Annotated in this window: 12 protein-coding genes and 1 pseudogene; 4 read left to right on the top strand and 9 right to left on the bottom strand. The window is 33.3% G+C overall.

From position 1 onward, the window contains the following. Positions 1–123: 123 nt before the first annotated feature. Both OZZ83_RS14075 and OZZ83_RS14070 read left to right on the top strand, forming a co-directional pair. Positions 124–318 (top strand): annotated as a pseudogene (locus OZZ83_RS14075) (IS30 family transposase); the annotation flags it as partial. Next, complete coding sequence (locus tag OZZ83_RS14070) at positions 315–1166, top strand: site-specific integrase (protein ID WP_002307587.1); 852 nt, start codon at positions 315–317, stop codon at positions 1164–1166. The pseudogene OZZ83_RS14075 and the gene OZZ83_RS14070, both read left to right, overlap by 4 nt. A 6-nt stretch (positions 1167–1172) precedes the next feature. On the opposite strand, the gene OZZ83_RS14065 is transcribed toward OZZ83_RS14070, so the two are convergent. The 8 genes from OZZ83_RS14065 to brxF form a co-directional block, all read right to left on the bottom strand. Then, the gene (locus tag OZZ83_RS14065; protein ID WP_108426036.1) at positions 1173–2306 is read right to left on the bottom strand and encodes an AAA family ATPase; all 1134 of its coding nucleotides are present in this window, start codon (positions 2304–2306) and stop codon (positions 1173–1175) included. Further along, positions 2307–3275: a DUF6414 family protein gene (locus tag OZZ83_RS14060; protein ID WP_108426035.1), complete on the bottom strand. Its 969-nt coding sequence runs from the start codon at positions 3273–3275 to the stop codon at positions 2307–2309. 241 nt (positions 3276–3516) lie between these two features. Beyond that, entirely contained in the window at positions 3517–4938 is a 1422-nt protein-coding gene (locus OZZ83_RS14055) for a reverse transcriptase/maturase family protein (protein WP_128704477.1), read from the bottom strand. Positions 4939–5651: 713 nt separating this feature from the next. Next, positions 5652–6359: a hypothetical protein gene (locus OZZ83_RS14050; protein ID WP_002307579.1), complete on the bottom strand. Its 708-nt coding sequence runs from the start codon at positions 6357–6359 to the stop codon at positions 5652–5654. Beyond that, complete coding sequence (gene pglZ / locus OZZ83_RS14045; RefSeq protein WP_025476819.1) at positions 6360–7892, bottom strand: BREX-3 system phosphatase PglZ; 1533 nt, start codon at positions 7890–7892, stop codon at positions 6360–6362. 51 nt (positions 7893–7943) lie between these two features. Further along, positions 7944–10664 (bottom strand): DNA methyltransferase, encoded by a 2721-nt coding sequence (locus OZZ83_RS14040; RefSeq protein WP_002307577.1) that lies wholly within the window; start codon positions 10662–10664, stop codon positions 7944–7946. Between the two features lie 4 nt (positions 10665–10668). Then, the gene (locus OZZ83_RS14035) at positions 10669–14388 is read right to left on the bottom strand and encodes a DUF6079 family protein (RefSeq protein ID WP_002307575.1); all 3720 of its coding nucleotides are present in this window, start codon (positions 14386–14388) and stop codon (positions 10669–10671) included. Further along, positions 14378–14824 carry a BREX-3 system P-loop-containing protein BrxF gene (gene brxF / locus OZZ83_RS14030; protein WP_002307573.1) on the bottom strand — a complete coding sequence of 149 codons (447 nt, stop codon included), beginning with the start codon at positions 14822–14824 and terminating at the stop codon, positions 14378–14380. The genes OZZ83_RS14035 and brxF overlap by 11 nt, the downstream gene beginning before the upstream one ends. A gap of 251 nt (positions 14825–15075) precedes the next feature. On the opposite strand from brxF, the gene OZZ83_RS14025 reads away from it, so the two are divergent. Further along, the gene (locus OZZ83_RS14025) at positions 15076–16254 is read left to right on the top strand and encodes an IS256-like element ISEf1 family transposase (protein ID WP_325066098.1); all 1179 of its coding nucleotides are present in this window, start codon (positions 15076–15078) and stop codon (positions 16252–16254) included. Positions 16255–16509: 255 nt separating this feature from the next. On the opposite strand, the gene OZZ83_RS14020 is transcribed toward OZZ83_RS14025, so the two are convergent. Next, the gene (locus OZZ83_RS14020) at positions 16510–17373 is read right to left on the bottom strand and encodes a helix-turn-helix domain-containing protein (protein WP_002307571.1); all 864 of its coding nucleotides are present in this window, start codon (positions 17371–17373) and stop codon (positions 16510–16512) included. A gap of 181 nt (positions 17374–17554) precedes the next feature. Here OZZ83_RS14020 and OZZ83_RS14015 point away from each other — a divergent pair, with 181 nt between their 5' ends. Next, on the top strand, positions 17555–17698 hold the full coding sequence (locus tag OZZ83_RS14015) for a hypothetical protein (protein WP_181816913.1): 144 nt from the start codon (positions 17555–17557) through the stop codon (positions 17696–17698). Positions 17699–17799 lie beyond the last annotated feature (101 nt).

Here is a 17799-nt window from a genome sequence, read left to right as displayed (position 1 = left end):
ACGGCTACAATAATCACATCCTGCTGAAATTGCTTTCCTTTAAAATGATTCATCGTCATTCCTCCTGCTATCTTTTTCTATTATTCTACCTTATTTAATAGTAGATTTAAAACTTTGCAACAGAACCAAAACTCTAATGGTTTATTACGTAAAGATGGTTTACCAAAGCAAATGGATTTCAACGAAGTTGATGAATCTTTTATCCAATCTATTGCATCGAAAAGAAATAATATCCCTCGAAAATCATTAAACTATAAAACACCAATAGAAGTATTCTTGAGTCACATATGCAAAGAGGAATTGTCTAACTTAATTTGACAATTAATATTGTAAAAAAGAATGATGTAAGACCCGCTACCTTTGTAAATTATACCAGGACTATTCCTGTAGTAAAACAACTATTCAAAGATATAAAATTAAATGAATTAAATGACCTAGTAGTACAAATGAAGATAGATGAGTATGGAAAAACTCATTCTCGTAAAACAACAACCGAATTATTATTAAAATTAAGAACTTCGCTTCGTTACGCTTACGGAAGAAATCTTCTTGTTTCAGATTTTGCTGGTCTTGTAAAAACCCGTGGTAAAGAACTTGAAAAAAGAAATAAAGCACTATCTATTTCTGACTTTAAGAAATTACGTTCTTATCTCCTTCAAAATCATAATAAGGAGTTTTATGTTATGGTACTCTTAGCGCTTGAAACTGGTGCTAGACGTGGCGAACTGCTCGCCTTGACTAAGAATGATATAATTAAGTATGGCATTAAAATAGAGCGCTCAATCAGCCCCACAAGCCCCGATACTCGTCTTAAAACAAAGAAATCTAAACGGACTGTGTCTATTAATAAAGATGTTTATGAGATTGTTAACACTCTAAAACCAAAAGAGAATGGTTATTTATTTGATCCAGACGGATTTCAACAATCAGCGAAATTAGCAAGACTACTGAAGAAATTAGAAATCCCTAGAACGACTTTTCATGGGCTTCGAGATACTCACGCTTCATTTCTATTTTCAAATGACAACATTAGATTGGACTATATCTCACAACGATTAGGGCATTCAAATTTACAAACCACAATGAATTACTATCTTGAATTAATGCCAGAAAAAAAGCACCTGCAAGATACAGATGCTTTAAATCTATTAAATTCATTAAAATAACAATTTTTAGCTATCATTTCCCTGAATTCTATTTTCAAATAATACATTAAAGATATCATTTTCTATAAACTTATCTAACAGTCTAATATTTTTAAAAATTTCAACTGACTCCAAATACTTATTTTTTAGTTCAACCTCATCAATAAGTTTTTGGTCTTCAGTTGATATTTTTTTATAAATACTTTCAAAAATTTTTTCTATTACTAAAGAGAGTTCTGATTTTGTTAGTTCTTTAAACTTTATTTTGGTATCTATTCTTGAAAAAATTGGAAAACCAAGTACTTCAGCAATATTTTTTTCATTGTTGAAGTTAGATGTGAGTATAAAAATACAATTTGATACATCAACCTTATAATTTATATCTTCAAATTCTCCCTCATCAAACATTTGATAAAAAACATTGTACAGAGAGGGTGATACTTTATCAAACTCATCAATTAACACTACATTTGTTTCCCTAGATAATAAGTCTCTCGCTAAAGATGGCTTCCCATGGGTATCTCCAAATATATATTTAAATGCTTCATCTGTTTGCATCATGGAAAATTGAATTCTTGTGAGCTTTCCATCATAAAAACTACTTATTTTTTTTGCAAGTTCCGTTTTCCCTACTCCTGAGGGACCGTAATACAATAGCACTAATGGTTGATTTTCTTTCAAAACAGTTGACTTGTACAAACCAACACAAGTTTTTTTCTTAGCTTCCTCTTGTCCTACAACATGACTATTTTTTACATCATTATAGAATTTAATGATATCTTCCGAATCTGCTTCATAATAATCAGACTTACGTTTTTTTATTATATCATCAAACTCCACCTCCAACGAATACTTAACACGTTTAGGTGCATTTTGAATATATAAATTCTCAATATCATGTCCTAAAATCACTATATTAGGGAAGTTAGTAATTACATGATCTGTTACAGAAGCAAAATCATCAGAATAAATAACTACATTTTCAATAATATTCTTATTTACCTCACCCACTTCATTTACAGCAGATGTATCATTAGCTCTAATTTTTTCATTATATTGTCTAATCAGCTCCATAAATGGAGTATATTCTTCAACACCATGTTTTTCAACATAGGCATTAAAATCTTTTTTTGATCCATCAAAAAGAACTATCTTATCCATTTATTTCACTCCTGCCAATATTACATCATATACTGGGACAATTTCATCAGATATAACTTTTTCATCAGCCTTCTTATTACTAAATCCTTGAAAGTCCAATTCAGTTTTATCTGAATTTAAATCAAATTCTTTTTCAAAATTTAATTCAGACATATATGTTTCCCCAACATATATAGAGTATAAGTTTAAGTTCATTCTTCTTAAATCTTGAATTCTATAATTGTTTTTGAAAGAATCGATATTAAATCGAAAAATTCTCTTATCTATAACATTATCAGTTGAATCATCTACAGATTGGGTTTTTGTTCCTATCAATTCATAATACCCTTTGGTATTCCTTATCCCTTGATTCATTTTAGATACTGTCATTGTTATCTCTTCACCTACCCTTTGATTACCTTCCATCATTTCCGTTATAGGGGCAATCATAGCAAAATAAGTCATAGATTCTTTATCGATAGTCAATTTATATCCACTTGTAATATCTATCAATGATTTTCTTTTTCTAAATTCAACAGTATCTAAAAAATCAGAGAGTAAAGTATTCTCTAATAATGTTTTTGCAATTCTTCCGCCATGAATAGCTCCAGAAGCTCCAAATTGACCCTCAATTGAACCCGACAACCCTGTTAATTTTTCAAAAACAGCTTTAACTGCACTTTGCTTCCCAGCGGCCGCACTGGCTTTTACTTCACCATTGGCTTCACCACTTACTTCATTAACTAGTTCTATTGTTTGATTAAAGTTTCCCTTTTTCTCTATCTGCAATAAATCAATTGCAGATGTCTCATCAAAATAAATTATTTTTTTCAAATTTTCCGCCAAAATAAAACCTCCTAATAATATACTCAGTAAATATATTATAACAGTTTTACAAATTTCTCGATAAAAATAAAAAAACACCAGTAAAACACTGATGTCTTTTGCTTTTATATTGATAAGAAAATTGATTTTTACACCAATTTCCACCAAATAATAGTCCAAAACGTTGATATATCTGAAACAGATTAACGTTTTGAGAACTGTGGTGAACGACGAGCGCCTTTAAGACCTGGCTAGCCCAACCATTTTTTCAAACAGCTTCACAATGCTTTAATAGCAACGATTTAGAGAGATAAAAACATGAAAAATTTTATTGACTTTCAAATTATTTGAAAGCAATGGTGTCAATTTGTTAAACAAAAATATGTGAGCCGAAATATTGTTTATGCTATAAATTTTTTTCAGCATCTCTTATTTTTCTCTGAATATTTTTTTGATGATTTCTTATTTGAAAAGACATGAGGTTGCAAGTCATTGGAGATAATATATCAAAGATTTTCTGGGATTTTCGAGCATATGTAATAAAAGTTCCAAATTCCCTTTGCTTATAGTGATACTTAATATCAGTGCGTTCTCCAAGTTGATGATAATTTTGATATAATTTACGTTTATATGTTAAACGCATTTTGTCACCAATATGTCGTTTCTGTTTGGAGACAATCTCTCCTTTTTTAATTAGTTTATATGCAGTTCTATAAAACTTAGTAATACTTTTTTCCCTCATCTTCACATTTGTTCCATCAAATACAAAACCTAAATAGTCTAGCTTAGTCATCGTATGCGCATTTACTCTTCTCAATACTTTACCATCAAAATACATTATATTAGTTTTTTCTTTTTGAATAGACATTTTAGTTTTATCGAAAATATTATTTTCTATTTCTTGCCTTAAATTATCGAATAATTCTTCGCTTATGTCAGGCAAAATGATAATAAAATCATCTGAATATCTTCGATAAATTCCGCCATAATTATTTACTAAACTGGAAATAGATTCATCTATTTCCAGCATATATATATTTGAATATATCGCACTTATTGCCGTCCCTTGAGGGATTCCTTTTTCATCATTATTTGTTCTAACAACTATTTTTCCATCACTAAAATAATGACTTTTCATTTTTTTAAAACGCCTAAAGTCAGCAAAACTAGTAAAATAAGAATTTTTTCTACTAGCATAAATTTCCTTATCTGGAGCAACGAAATAGTTTATATCTTCCTTGTGAATGTACGAATATTTTGTCAAACTTTTATAAATCTTAAATTGATGATCTGGCATTCTATTATCACAGTATAAACGATTAATCATTCGTTTAAGATATTCATGATCCAAGTTATCAAAAAAGCCTGTGTAATCTCCTACGTAAACAAAAGAAATAGGATGCTCTGCTATAAAATTAATTACTTCCGCTGCGAAATGAATATTATTTTTACCATGTTTGTTAGTCCTATATGCTAAAACAGAACTATCAAAATTTTTTTCGCTTACATAGATATTATACAATTCATTTAACTGTAGCCCATAATGCTTATATATATAATTATCTATATGAGATGCGTACATAATTGGTCTATTTTTTTCTTTGACAGGGACTTTCCGTCCATTTCTACTTTTATTTTCATTTTCAGGATCATCTTTTAAGTCTCTAAATTTTTCAATATTGATTTCATTAAAAATCAAAGGTAAGAAACTATGTGTAGGATTTTTTTCAAACTCATACACATACTTTTCTACCTTTGAATTAAAACTAGTGATTTTGTCAAAATGAAGATATTTTTTTGTTGAATATTTATAAACATCTTTATTCATTTTGAGTCCCTCGGTCAACTAATTTTATTGGAGCAACAACAGTAAATTTAGTCCCGCTACTATATAATTTACTATGCACACTGCCTAAGGCGCGACCCCTAGGCTCTACTTCTGCCAAATAAGGCTATTACCGCATCTGTAATATGGCGGGGTGAGAAATTCTCACAAAATACAAATAGTATATAATATAACTAAGAAAGTTTCTCCAACAGATTATTACTCTTGGAGGTGCGAAATGGTTCTTCTGACAGTCTTGGTTACCATACTTAGTATGCAGAGCTTAATATTAATATTAAGATTAAGCTCTGTATACGTCAGGCAAATTACTTCTGTTGAAGTCAAATCACTTTACTTTGTTATACAAATTTCCTAATACTCAACAATATGATTGCTAGTATTAGCTAGTTAATTATAGCACAATGACTACAATAGAAAAACAGCATTTTACCAAACAATCTGATGTAGCTCTGGGACAGCCTTCTGTGGCTTTGAATCACAGCGATACCAATACCAGCATAGCGAGACCCTACGTAAATAAACAAAGCGTCATTCAAATACCAATCGGTGAAATTGCCTATCGTAAATTGTCTCAAAAGATACAATCCGGAATGGTGTCAACTCAAAAGAAGACATTTCGCAAAACGAATTGCTAAATTTCCTAAATTACTGATGTAAAGCTTACAATTGTTGTTTGCTTTCAATTCGTATAATCGTTACTTTAACCCTATGAAAGTATCCGTTCTTTCTCGTAACACGTTTAAATCATCAAGATGAACTTCTAATCTGCTAACCTGATAATCAAACATAAATAATCCCGCTTGATTATTTATAATTTCTAGCGGAAGGTATTCAGCATCCGTATGAGCTAAAATAGAGCGTATCAATACGTTCTTTATAAACTCATCAGTAATCAGAATTTTGTGCTTCGTAAGTTCATATACACCAGGCTTGCTACGAAATAGAAATCCCCAATCAACCAAGGAACCCAAAACCGTCAACAACCCTTTATTCACTGTCTCAGTCATTCCATACGTACTACGAACTTCTTCCATAATCGTTTTTGATTGAAAAGTATCCTGCATACGTAGATACTTCCCAATTATATTTATGGTGTCTGAAAAAAATGAAAAAGAATAAAGCATCATCAAAACTTGCAACGATTTTTTCTCATCATAATTTGAAATAGCATATCGTTCTAGTACTTTCTCTTGAAAATCAGAAAGTGGCTTCTGGCCGTTCCCCCATACGTTCATTAAATTGTTTAGAGCTTTTCTACGGAACGTATCCCCTTTAATTGTTTTGGCAAAGGTCTCATCTAATATTTGATATGCGTCTGTAGGTGAATATTTCAACATTACTTCAGCAGCTTTGTCCAACTCTTCAAATGTCATTACACGAAATAATCCCACCATTTTTTTCATCTATCGATCATCCCTTTTTAAAACTTTTACGAAAGGCACAATTACTTCTTCCACATGCATTCCACCATGGGTCATAATTATTTCACCTTCAGGTACAAATGCAAATTTTTCCTTAGCAATTACCGAAAAATAACCCTTATTCGGTAACGTTACACTCTCCCATTCTATGGTTGATTCAGTATATAAATCATGTGTATTAGACCTAAGTACTTCTGAGTCATATATCCGAGCACGTTGACCTTTCCCTGTAGCAAGAATACCTTCTTGGATTCGTCCAATTCCAGTTGCCTCCACATTTCCATGGTCAGACGTAATATACACATCATAATCTAAATTCATCAAATCACTTAACATAGATTCTAGGAATCCCTTCTTAAGCCAAATTCTCAATTCTGATTGAACTGTCTCTAGACCTTGCTTGGCACCGTGCATAAATTCATCCACCACATCGATGACACACCCATAGATATCTGTACCAGCATATCTAAACTCAAGAACGGTATCTTCATAATTGGTATGACCTAACCCCTTCTGATACTTGATTGAATTTTCGAGGAATCCTTTTCCTTTCCAAAATTTACGCCATTGAATTGGCTCCGAGGAAGTTCTGATAATTGTTTCTGGAAACTCATTAGGTCTTTTTCCGGAAAAAATTGCTTGTCTTGAAACAGGGGTAATGGTGGGAATCATCGCCATAGTTGCCCTGGTTCGGAAAACAAAACTTTTATTAACTAGCCATTTTTCGATAACACTCCATTGAGTAAAGCTCATTCCATCCATAACAATCAAAGCTAATTTTCTATTTGAAATACCTTGCATTCTGTATAAATAATTCAAAATTTGATTAACATAATTTGGCTGTTTTGCCGGAGGGAGGGAAAGATTTCTATCATACTCTTTTTTTAAATACTCTTGAAATTTTTTATTGGCATCATCGACTAATAGTTCAAACTCCTCATCCATTCTACGATATAAGCGATGTTCACCAATCAATCTAGCAATCTCGCCCCATTCACGCAAGACCGGAGCTTTTTTATTAAATAGCGTAAGATCTTCGACATAAGGATCAAGTATCATTGAAATGTGTTCCTCAGCTTCATGGTAAATCACACGTTCTATAAATTTCATTGAAGAAACATAATTTTGTCTTGCTGTTAAACTTTGCTGGGCATTGTATAATTGCTCCCATTTTTCAATATCTAGCTCTTTCACAGCTTTACTATCCAGGAAGGGAAATATATCAGCAATTCCAATAGATTCCCGAAATGCCTTTTGATACACGTCCCAAGGAATCTCTTGAAAACCAGTATCTACTAAGCGAATAAGTAGTGTTCCATCAAATTTTATACCGAATTTAGTTTCGTATGTATAACGAAAATGAACTGGATCTCCATAAGTTATTACAGAAACATCTAACTCAGACAATTCGACCTTAACATTATCTATCATCAGTAATCCATCGTCATCTCTTACAAGATAAATCTTTTTCTGCGGGAACTTGTCTGTAACCTCGTTTATCCAGTTCATTTTCATCACTTCCCTCTATGTGTAGAATTTATCAAGTTTCTTTATCATTAGTATTTCCTACATTTCTATTCGCATTAAAGCATTATCATAGTACATCAGAAGCTTATCATCTTCTTGAATTACTTTTTCAGGAAGGCGCTCTCCTACTGTTACGATAGTTTGATATTCTTTTTCTGTCCATGCTTTCTTAAAGCCAACACGGATTGCTTCTGTACGGAATACTTTTAATTTCTTCTTACTATTATTGATTTCATCAAGATAATGGCTAAACTCACGCAATAAGTTCTTCTCTCTAAGTTTTTCCAAGTCTGCTTGTTGATTAGGATTTGGCACATACCACCGATTTTTTGCTTTTTCTCTTAATAAAGCATCACTTTTTTCTAAGCCACGCAATTCATGATAATTTTTTGTCAAATAGGTACTAATTTGATTTGGTACTGCCCCATTTCCATCATAGTATAAAAAATTTTGTGCTAACAACTCATCAAGCTCAGGTAATTCTTCATACTTTGCAATATGCTGAATCTCTTTCATAAACTGCGGATGAATATCTTGTCGAGATTGTGGTTTTTTCATTAATTGTTGACGAATCCATTCAATAGCACTATTTTCATCAGATACAAATAGCGACAATTGAGCAAACTCTTTTGCAAGAATTCGTTTTTTATCATATTCTGCCACTTGAGAGTCTAAGAAAGCCATGCCATCGCGCATCGGATAACGACTAGCAATACCTGATTGAAAGTCAGCAGAAGAAATTGGGACTGGTAGACCTTGTTGAACATGATAGGCAACCATTCTATCAAATAGAATACGTGGTGTTCGCTCTGATATGATTACCGCATCACCTTTGTCTCCCATAAATACTGGAAGATTTGATAAGTGTTGTGTAACAAACGTCCAAGCTGATTCCACATTATTACGTTGTGCCTTCATTTTGTCAATATTCTCTTCAGTAGGCTTATAAGCAGAAATTACTAAGTCCTGCTTAACAGCCGTTGTCGTCGTGACCGCTTTAAAACTTCCTTGTTTTTTATCAAGTGCAGAGACATCTGCAATTATAAAGCCTGCCTTTTGAATCGAGTCTTGTATTGCATTCCACACACTAGATTTAGAATTGCTAAATTCAACTGTAATCCAATGATTAGGTTTTAAAACCTTAAAATAATTTCTAAAAGACTCTTCCATAAGTTGCTTATATTCAAAGAGACCTTTATTTTGTGAATCATTTATAATCGCTTCTGAAGAACTATTTGTGAACACTTTTAACCATGATTCCCATAAAAAATTTAACTCTGAGTAATCAATATTCTCTCCAAATGGGGGATCTGTAAAAATGTAATCCACTGAGTTCTCTTGTAACTCATTTGTAATTGCAGAGCTGACAAATACAATTGATGACCGTTGTTTCACAATCAATGCTTTAGCTATATCCTTTACTTTTCCTTTAAAAACATTATATACATTAGTCTCTGCCATTAAGGAAGGGAGGTAGTATGTCCCGCTAAGCATCCCGTTGCCTCTATTTCCCATATTATAACGTACCAGTTTTGAGATAAGACTATATACGATGGATTGAAAACACAAATATGCTGGTCTTTTAAGACTTTCAGGCAGTTTAGAAATTCGGTCCAGTAAATCACTTGCTACAATCAAGTTTCTTTTTGTGTAAAACTGATGTGTATATTCAATACCATTTCTCTTCACTCGTTCAATCTCATCACCCTTAGGTAACTTGAATGCTGGAAACCATTTATTAATATTATATTTATCAATCTTCTCTAAAAGTTCTTTATCTTTATTGCCTATTTTTTTAATTCCTTTATTTCTACCAAATCCATAACTAATTAATACAGGTTTTTGTTTAAGAACTTTAAGTTTTTTTCCAACCACAGCATCAAAATACTCAGACATTACTTTATCAGATTTTTGTTTGTTTAATAACATGCCACAGTTTGGACATGAAAAATCAGAATGCAATTTATTTTCTTCAATATCGAAAGCCTCTTCATAATAAATAAATTCCGTCAAGCAATTTGGGCAACTAAATACATCGCTCCATACAGTGTAATTAATATCATATTCAACATTATTTACTTCAGTTTTATAAACCCATCCTAAATCTTTCTTTGAATCAGCCAATAATTTTGTTAGCTCACTAACCAGCAATTCGGAATCAACCGAACTATTATATACCTCAGAAATAACACTTCCCACTGGAGCTAAATCAGAAAGAAAGGCATGTCTAACACCAATATCATTGTCTGTAATATCCGGCTTAATTTCAAGAAGTTCTTCTTTGTTATTCATCAATGAAGAAGCAACACCTGTCATTCCTGTCCCACTAAAAGCATCATACACTATATCGCCAGGTTTCGTATAATGAAGCAAATAACTCATTATTGCTTTGTACGGAACCTTGGTATGATAAGTATGTGCGTTATAGATTGGAGTATTTTTACCAAAGCTAATATCCACGGCAAGAGGTTCTTTTGAATACTCTTCAACGTCCTCTGTTTTCCATTCATTGATAAACCTATTAATAAATGGGTTAGGACATACAGTATAAAAAGGCGGATCAGACAGCTCAATAATATCCTCATCATTGCCTATTGGAAAACCTTCAATTTTCCTCAACTCAGGAAGTTTTTTTCTCAGTTCCTCCCGGAAATACTCTCGACGAGCATCATCATTTTCAAATTCCATCCCGAGAACTGTCACTCTTTTATTTTCCCTTTGTTCAGAATCAAAAGACAATTGTTCATTTTCTAATGACATCTACTCACCTCTTAAACATAATTCTAACTTTATTTTTCTCTTTGCCTTCAGTTAGCTCTGCAATCAATTGACGGATACGTCCTTCTAATTCATTAACTGACATTGGACTACCGTCTCCCATTGCTTTAACCAGCTCCGCTTCAGTTATTTCAACCTTCTCAAAGCCTTTAAACAAATTATTTATGGTATTCAAGAATTGGGGACTAATCGGAAATGTTAATTCTTTTGTAGCAATGAATTGATTAATTTCTACTTTTTCTTCATTATTCAAGAGTTCCCGATTCTCAACAATGTCTCCCTGTTGTAAGCTACTTACAAGAATCTCCATCCAATTTTCATAAATTCCAGTTAACTTTTCTTTACCATTAGATACAACCAATTTGGAATTCCGATCAGTTTTTCCAATTTCGAAATTACAATGAGTACATGTCGGATATTGTTCTAGTTCAGCTTTTGTTAGTGAAAAACAAGCTCTTGTAGCACGTAGCTCTCGGACCCAATCAATAAGCTGTTGACCCGGAAGAATGTCGATATTGGCCTTTAGTGTAGCTAATACATCTGCCTCAACTGAATTAAGTAGCCCATCACGATTAATTTCCTCTTTACTTGTTAATCGAGATTTCTGATGAATATCATAATATTCATCTATATAGTGCTCTTTAATTTCTTTCAAGTCATCCATTTGCGACTTGAATCCAGCACCTTTCTTCACTGCTTCAACGACAGCATTAATCGCTTCTTGGGCATTCTTTGTCCAATCACTCTCAAGGCCATAGTTGTAAGTAGCCTGTGTAATGTATGTCACTAGTGTACCGACTTCGTCAACGTCTTTCTTCATCTGTTCAATTGAATCAATTAATTTCTTGTTTTCTTCTTGTTCTGAGATTTCAGTAACGCTAGCCGAAAAGTTTTTCATTTTAGCAACGGTATTATACCGTTGGACTTTTTCACAAAAGTCTTTATAAGAAGTGAGTCTCATAATTGTATCTTGTCGAGTATTTGCGTCCATAACTTCTGTGCCGCCAATAGAAAAACCTTTCTTGACCATCTCAATAGTATTTAAGGTATGACTCACTTCTTCAATTGACTTGCTGCTAAGGCGCCTAATATATCCTTCTAGAATCTTCTCATCAAAGTTTGGGGCGTATTCATCAAATAGATTTAGTACTGCATTGATTTCATTAATTGGAAGACCAGATGGCTTTTTGATATAGTCGAAATTAGACAATATCTCGATATTTTCGGCAGCAAACTCTCGATAGTTCATTGCTGTATAGTTCGTTCCAGCTACGCTTATCTCTAATTTTCCTGCATAAAGAAGCGCACCAATCACGACAACTACTAATTCGGGCTCCAATTTAAACTCTTTTGAAAGACGTCTATCTCCTGTACCACGTAAGGCATCTTGATCATATATTTCCTTATTATTAACCACCTTGCCGTTACCTTTTTCTTCTAGCATTTCCAAAATCCATCGTGAAAAGCCAGAACTAGAAATGGATTCGGCAGTTACTTTCCCAGCACTATCTTCCATAACCAAGCCGTTCAGTATGGCCTTCCCAGTTTTTGTTGAACGTCCATTTAAGAATTGCAAAGCATCACTTGCGGAAGTTTTGATATTATCATTTGTTAGATATCCTGGCTTATATTCTTTAAAGGTTGGATAATCTGGGTATTTCTCTTGAAAGGCATCATTCAAGAACTCTGCAGAAGCATAGTTGACCATTGCTTTCAAAGTATCTTCTTGTGGAAGGAACATTCCAAAATCAGAAAGATATCCTTCTTTACCTTTATAAACCACCTTGAATACATCTACAAAATGTTCGAACAGCCATTTATTCAATTGCTTATAGTAGCTATCATACTTAGCTTTAAATAAGGGTTTTTGTGCTTGTGTTGTTTCAATGTACTGCTCTTTTGCCGCAGCATATTTTCGTAATGTCTTTTCAAAGTAATCGTCTTCTAAATTAAGTTTGAAGAAGACTTCATCCGAGCGCTTCTCATCTTTATAGTTTACGGTATTAAATGGTCGTAACATGTAAATGTAAAAATCTCTCTCTGGTTGCGCTGTAGATCGCTCATTGGGAGAACCCAAGAAAAGATATCCTTTTCGCATTACTCGGCGTTGTTCCCAAGGAAGCTCATATGACCAAATCTTATAACCAGAAATATAAGTAAGGTCATCCAAAGCAATCGCATTTTGTAATAAATCAAAATAGTAGCGGTCCATTGTGTCCGCTTCAATGATTTCAGCACGATCTGCAATCAGACTATCTACATCAATATCTTTTTTCAAATCTAGATAATATTGTGCATTGACTTCATTTACTGAAATATATTGATAACTGACTGTTTCCATAATTGTCTTAATAGCCACATCTATATTTGTTTTCAAAAATCCCGCAGGATCAGGATCTTCAAGCAGCATATCCATCTGACCAGGAATTGTTAGAAAAAGGTCATCTTTCAATTCATCAGAAGTCATCCCTACCTTAGAATAGATATCATCAGTAGTTAGACGATTCAATGCCATAGCATTCACTATACGAATAGACATTTTTTGATAGCGTCTTTTTGTTGAAGGAAAGGCACTATTGATTCTATCCTTCAAAATTGATACTTTATCCATCACTTCTCGAACTTCAGGAATTGTCTTGTAAGATGGGTCTTCCTCAATGTATGTCCAATAACTATCATAGGAAACTAATCCTGGATCATCTATCGGTACTTCGTTATTAATAATCTTTTTCATCTCATTGGTGATGGTTTTCAATGCTATCCGTTTTTCAATATTATGAACATTCTCAAATGTCGATAAATATGCAGGATGAATTGGAAACAGCTCAACATATGTTTCCATATTCTCACTTAGTCGGTCGTAGAGCTTAGAAAACTCCGTTAAGTGTTCACGAATTTTAGCTTTTTGTAAATCATTTTTCTTAAGTAAACGTTGTGAAATAACATAGGCAATATCTTCTTTAACAATACGTACTTGCTCGAAGCGTTCCTTTACCCGTCGCAGTGGATCCGCTACATAATAGAAACGTGGGTTATCGAATAGCATCTCCTGAATCCCAGCCATAAACCTAAACCGGCTATCATACGCTACTTCACCTAACTCACGTAAGAACCCTAAATCCAATGTCATTTCTAACTCTTTACGTGAACGAAGATAATCCAGAAGTTCATCGACGACTACTAATAACCCTTTTTCTGGATATTTTGTATTGAAGGCATCCATCATTTCCAGTAGCCATTCTTTATTATTGGTTAACTTCGAATCATCTTCTGGAAATTCAAAGTTGACATCCATTTCAATAAAGCCTTTTTCGAGTTGTGAAATAATAATATCTTTGAACGGGCGATCCACCCCACCAATTTCAAACCGGATTACCTTGAATTGTCCTTCAATTTGTTTAGCGTGCTCAGCTACTTCTTTATTTGCAATATGCTTACTAGCACCTTCATACTCAGCAATTGTTGAGATTACTGACATTAAATGAGATTTACCTGAGCCATAGTTACCAACGACCAATAATCCCTTGTTGTCTTCTGGTCTAGTGTATTGTAGTTGCTTAAAAATAATTTCATTAATTGTTTCTGCCATGCGATCTGAGATTACGTATGTATCCAACAGGTGCATTGCCTTTTCTGTTGAATTTGCATCTGTTAATTGGATGACTGAATCAATTGGTTCAAAATTTACTAATTCTTTATACAGCATTTTCTTCTCCTATCCAAAAAAATAATTGATCTTCTCTCATTTCAATACGGCGGTATTCCTTGTGCCCAGGTTGTGCATATATGAGAGTTGTCCCTTCAATATCATAATGCCATGCAATCAAAACAACTTTTATCTTACTTAATTCTAGCAATAGATCCATAAAATTGACACCTAATTCTGGATTCATTATCAATTCAAAGTTATCAAACAGAACAACTTCTTCTGAAGATTGTTCTATTATTCCTTTGATAAAATCAGAAGCAGTCAGATACCAACTTCGCCGACTCTTTTTCAGAAGTAATTCACTTAAAGGTAGATTCAAATTTACGAATTCCACTCTATCCATATTAATTTCTTTATCTTGGCTAGATACTACCACTCCTAACTTCTGGTATTGTTTTTTCAAATGAGAAATAAACATCCATATATCATCCATTATCTATGATCTCCTTTTGAACAAATTGGTGTATTTATGAACATTTTAATAGATAAAGACGAAACAATATCCGCAATATTTCAAAACAACCTGATTGATTTTCGATAATATAAAATAATGTCTTATCGTCTTTTCACAATTAAAGAGAGTGTAAAATATTTTGTGTAAATGAAAAAATCCATACAAAAAAGAAAGTCGCTTCTGTAGAATAAAGTTAACGACAACCAATTCACAGAAAAGAGGACTTCCCTATGAATGATTTTACTACAGAAATTGTGCAAACTCTAGTCACTAAAGGCGATTTAAATGAATTGTTCCGTTCGCACTTAGAAAAAGCGATAAACACACTCCTACGGACTGAATTAACGGCTTTTTTAGATTACGAAAAATATGATCGCACTGGTTTTAATTCAGGTAATTCGAGAAACGGTTCTTACTTTCGATCAATCAAAACCGAATATGGTGAATTAACATTGGAAATACCTAGAGATCGTAATGGTGAGTTTAAACAACAAACTTTACCAGCCTACAAAAGAACAAACGATACATTGGAAACCACTATTATCCATTTATTCGAAAAAGGTGTTACGATGTCTGAAATTGCTGATTTGATCGAAAAAATGTACGGTCATCACTATATTCCACAAACCATGTCCAACATGACTAAAGTTCTGACTGAAGAAGTAAATGCCTTTAAATCCAGAGCCTTAAATGATAAGTATGTCGCTATTTTTATGGACGCTACTTACATTCCACTAAAACGTCAAACTGTATCCAAAGAAGCGATTTATATTGCCATTGGTATACGAGAAGACGGCACTAAAGAAGTACTGAGTTATGCGATTGCTCCAACTGAATCAACATACGTTTGGAATGAGCTGCTACAGGATATTAACTCCAGAGGAGTTCAAGAAGTCTTGCTTTTTATTACGGACGGCTTAAAAGGCATGAAAGATACTATCCATCAAATTTATCCTAAAGCAAAATATCAGCATTGTTGTATCCATGTATCTCGTAATATCGCTCATAAAGTACGTGTCAAAGACCGAAAAGAAATCTGTGATGACTTTAAGGCTGTTTATCAAGCTAACTCAAAAGAAGAAGCGAATACCTTCTTATCCGGCATGATTGAGAAATGGAAGAAAAACTATCCTAAAGTGACGCAGTCACTCATAGAAAACCAAGACTTATTAACTTTTTATGATTTTCCACCTAGCATTCGTAGAACCATTTACTCAACCAATCTAATCGAGTCTTTCAATAAGCAAATTAAAAGATACAGCCGTAGAAAAGAGCAGTTTCAAAATGAAGAATCACTAGAACGCTTTCTAGTCAGCATTTTTGATACATACAATCAAAAATTTCTAAACAGAAGCCATAAAGGTTTTCAACAGGTAACCGATACATTAGTTTCAATGTTTACTGAGTAACTAATTATTTTGCAGGAGGACAATTTATTTACACAAAATTATTGACGCTCCCCTATTAAAAAACTGAAATATACCTTATGTTATCTATCAGTGATTATACCATGCAAATTTGAGCATATAATTTTTTTGAAATAATCTGACCGGGAATAGTAAGTCAATTTATATCTTCTCGATAGTATAGCCCTATCCGTTGTCGGTTCAACCTCAATTGATCACCTAGTGGCCTATCATCAACTCCTAATTTCAATTATTTTTTTACTTTTCAAACCAATCCTCAAGCTGATCTGCACTAATTTTATTGGACAGATTAATTAACGCCGGTCTTAACGTCTGAATTGTTTTCACCAACTCTTCCCCACCAAATAATCCTATAAATGCCTTATCTGTCAGCTCTTCAGATAAATGGTTGATTAATTCGCTGGTTTTCTGCTGATCTGCCAAGATATTTATTAGTTTCCCCACTAAATACTGATCTTCAAAATTACTACCCGCAAAAAAATCGTAATTATCGACTTCCTGCTTAACCAGTTTAATCATATCATCTTTTTTTTCATAATTAAATTCACCGGCTACATCCATATATTCGATGATTCCACTCGTAATAACGGTGACCGCCTCATCATTTTTCTGTTTAGATAATTCATCGGCAATCGATATTTTTTTTATCTGATCACGGACCATTTTTTGAAGTTCTTCTTTAATGACTTCTTGCTGTAGTTCATAAAAATAATCATCCATAAACTCCTCACATGGATAACCAACTTCATTTTCCCATGCCGGATTTTTAAACTCCCCAGTGTAAAACTCTTCTTTGATTGCTTTCACAACGTTTGGATGTTCTTGCACAATCCTATTCTGCCCTTTTAACTGCAAATAGTCCGCAATATACTCTTCAATGTCACCAAAGTAAAACCAACCCACCGGTTTCCCACTAATACTAGACAATTGGTTAATGACACTTTCAGGGGCTAACGCATAACCTTGAACATACGAGCTGATTGTTGGTTTCTTTATCCCCAAGCGATTGCCCAACTCTGTAAAGGACAGATTCATGCTCTCTTTGATTTCCTTAATTCGTTGCCCTACCTTCACTTTATCCGGCTGTAATAAACCAAACATAGATTACTTCCTCCTTGTCATTTTTACTCATTATATCACTCGTATATATTTTCGTATATATTTTTCCGCCAAATCTCTTGACTTCGTATAAACAAACGTATAAAATATGATTCATAGATGGCCGTCTATATTTTTTTAAGCCAATCGTATAAAATATCGTATATCTAAAAGGAGGGCTATTATGCCAATTAAAATCAATGATCTTACCTTACCAAAAGAAAAACTCGAAAAAGAATACCAAGTCGTCAATGTTACTCGCTGGCAAAAAGACGGAGAAATTCTAGGTTGGAGTTATGAATGGGTTCTGTTGCAAAGTTTTAAATAAAGAATAAAATCCCTTACGGTATCTATGATTTAAGCTGGGATTCCCAATAATACCTTGATTTCAGTACAGACCGAAAACCCGAAGAGAGTGCCTTCTTTTCG

This window comes from Enterococcus sp. E5-162 (assembly GCF_035725965.1).
Classification (GTDB): Bacteria; Bacillota; Bacilli; order Lactobacillales; family Enterococcaceae; genus Enterococcus_B; species Enterococcus_B lactis.
Note: the sequence above shows the minus strand (reverse complement) of the source record. Positions and strands in the feature narration are given on the sequence as shown.

Coding starts and splice junctions, on each gene's coding strand:
- OZZ83_RS14035 (WP_002307575.1), bottom strand. CDS start 14,388: ATGCTGTATAAAGAATTAGTAAATTTTGAACCAATTGATTCAGTCATC.
- brxF (WP_002307573.1), bottom strand. CDS start 14,824: ATGGATGATATATGGATGTTTATTTCTCATTTGAAAAAACAATACCAG.
- OZZ83_RS14055 (WP_128704477.1), bottom strand. CDS start 4,938: ATGAATAAAGATGTTTATAAATATTCAACAAAAAAATATCTTCATTTT.
- OZZ83_RS14015 (WP_181816913.1), top strand. CDS start 17,555: ATGCCAATTAAAATCAATGATCTTACCTTACCAAAAGAAAAACTCGAA.
- OZZ83_RS14050 (WP_002307579.1), bottom strand. CDS start 6,359: ATGAAAAAAATGGTGGGATTATTTCGTGTAATGACATTTGAAGAGTTG.
- pglZ (WP_025476819.1), bottom strand. CDS start 7,892: ATGAAAATGAACTGGATAAACGAGGTTACAGACAAGTTCCCGCAGAAA.
- OZZ83_RS14040 (WP_002307577.1), bottom strand. CDS start 10,664: ATGTCATTAGAAAATGAACAATTGTCTTTTGATTCTGAACAAAGGGAA.
- OZZ83_RS14025 (WP_325066098.1), top strand. CDS start 15,076: ATGAATGATTTTACTACAGAAATTGTGCAAACTCTAGTCACTAAAGGC.
- OZZ83_RS14020 (WP_002307571.1), bottom strand. CDS start 17,373: ATGTTTGGTTTATTACAGCCGGATAAAGTGAAGGTAGGGCAACGAATT.
- OZZ83_RS14065 (WP_108426036.1), bottom strand. CDS start 2,306: ATGGATAAGATAGTTCTTTTTGATGGATCAAAAAAAGATTTTAATGCC.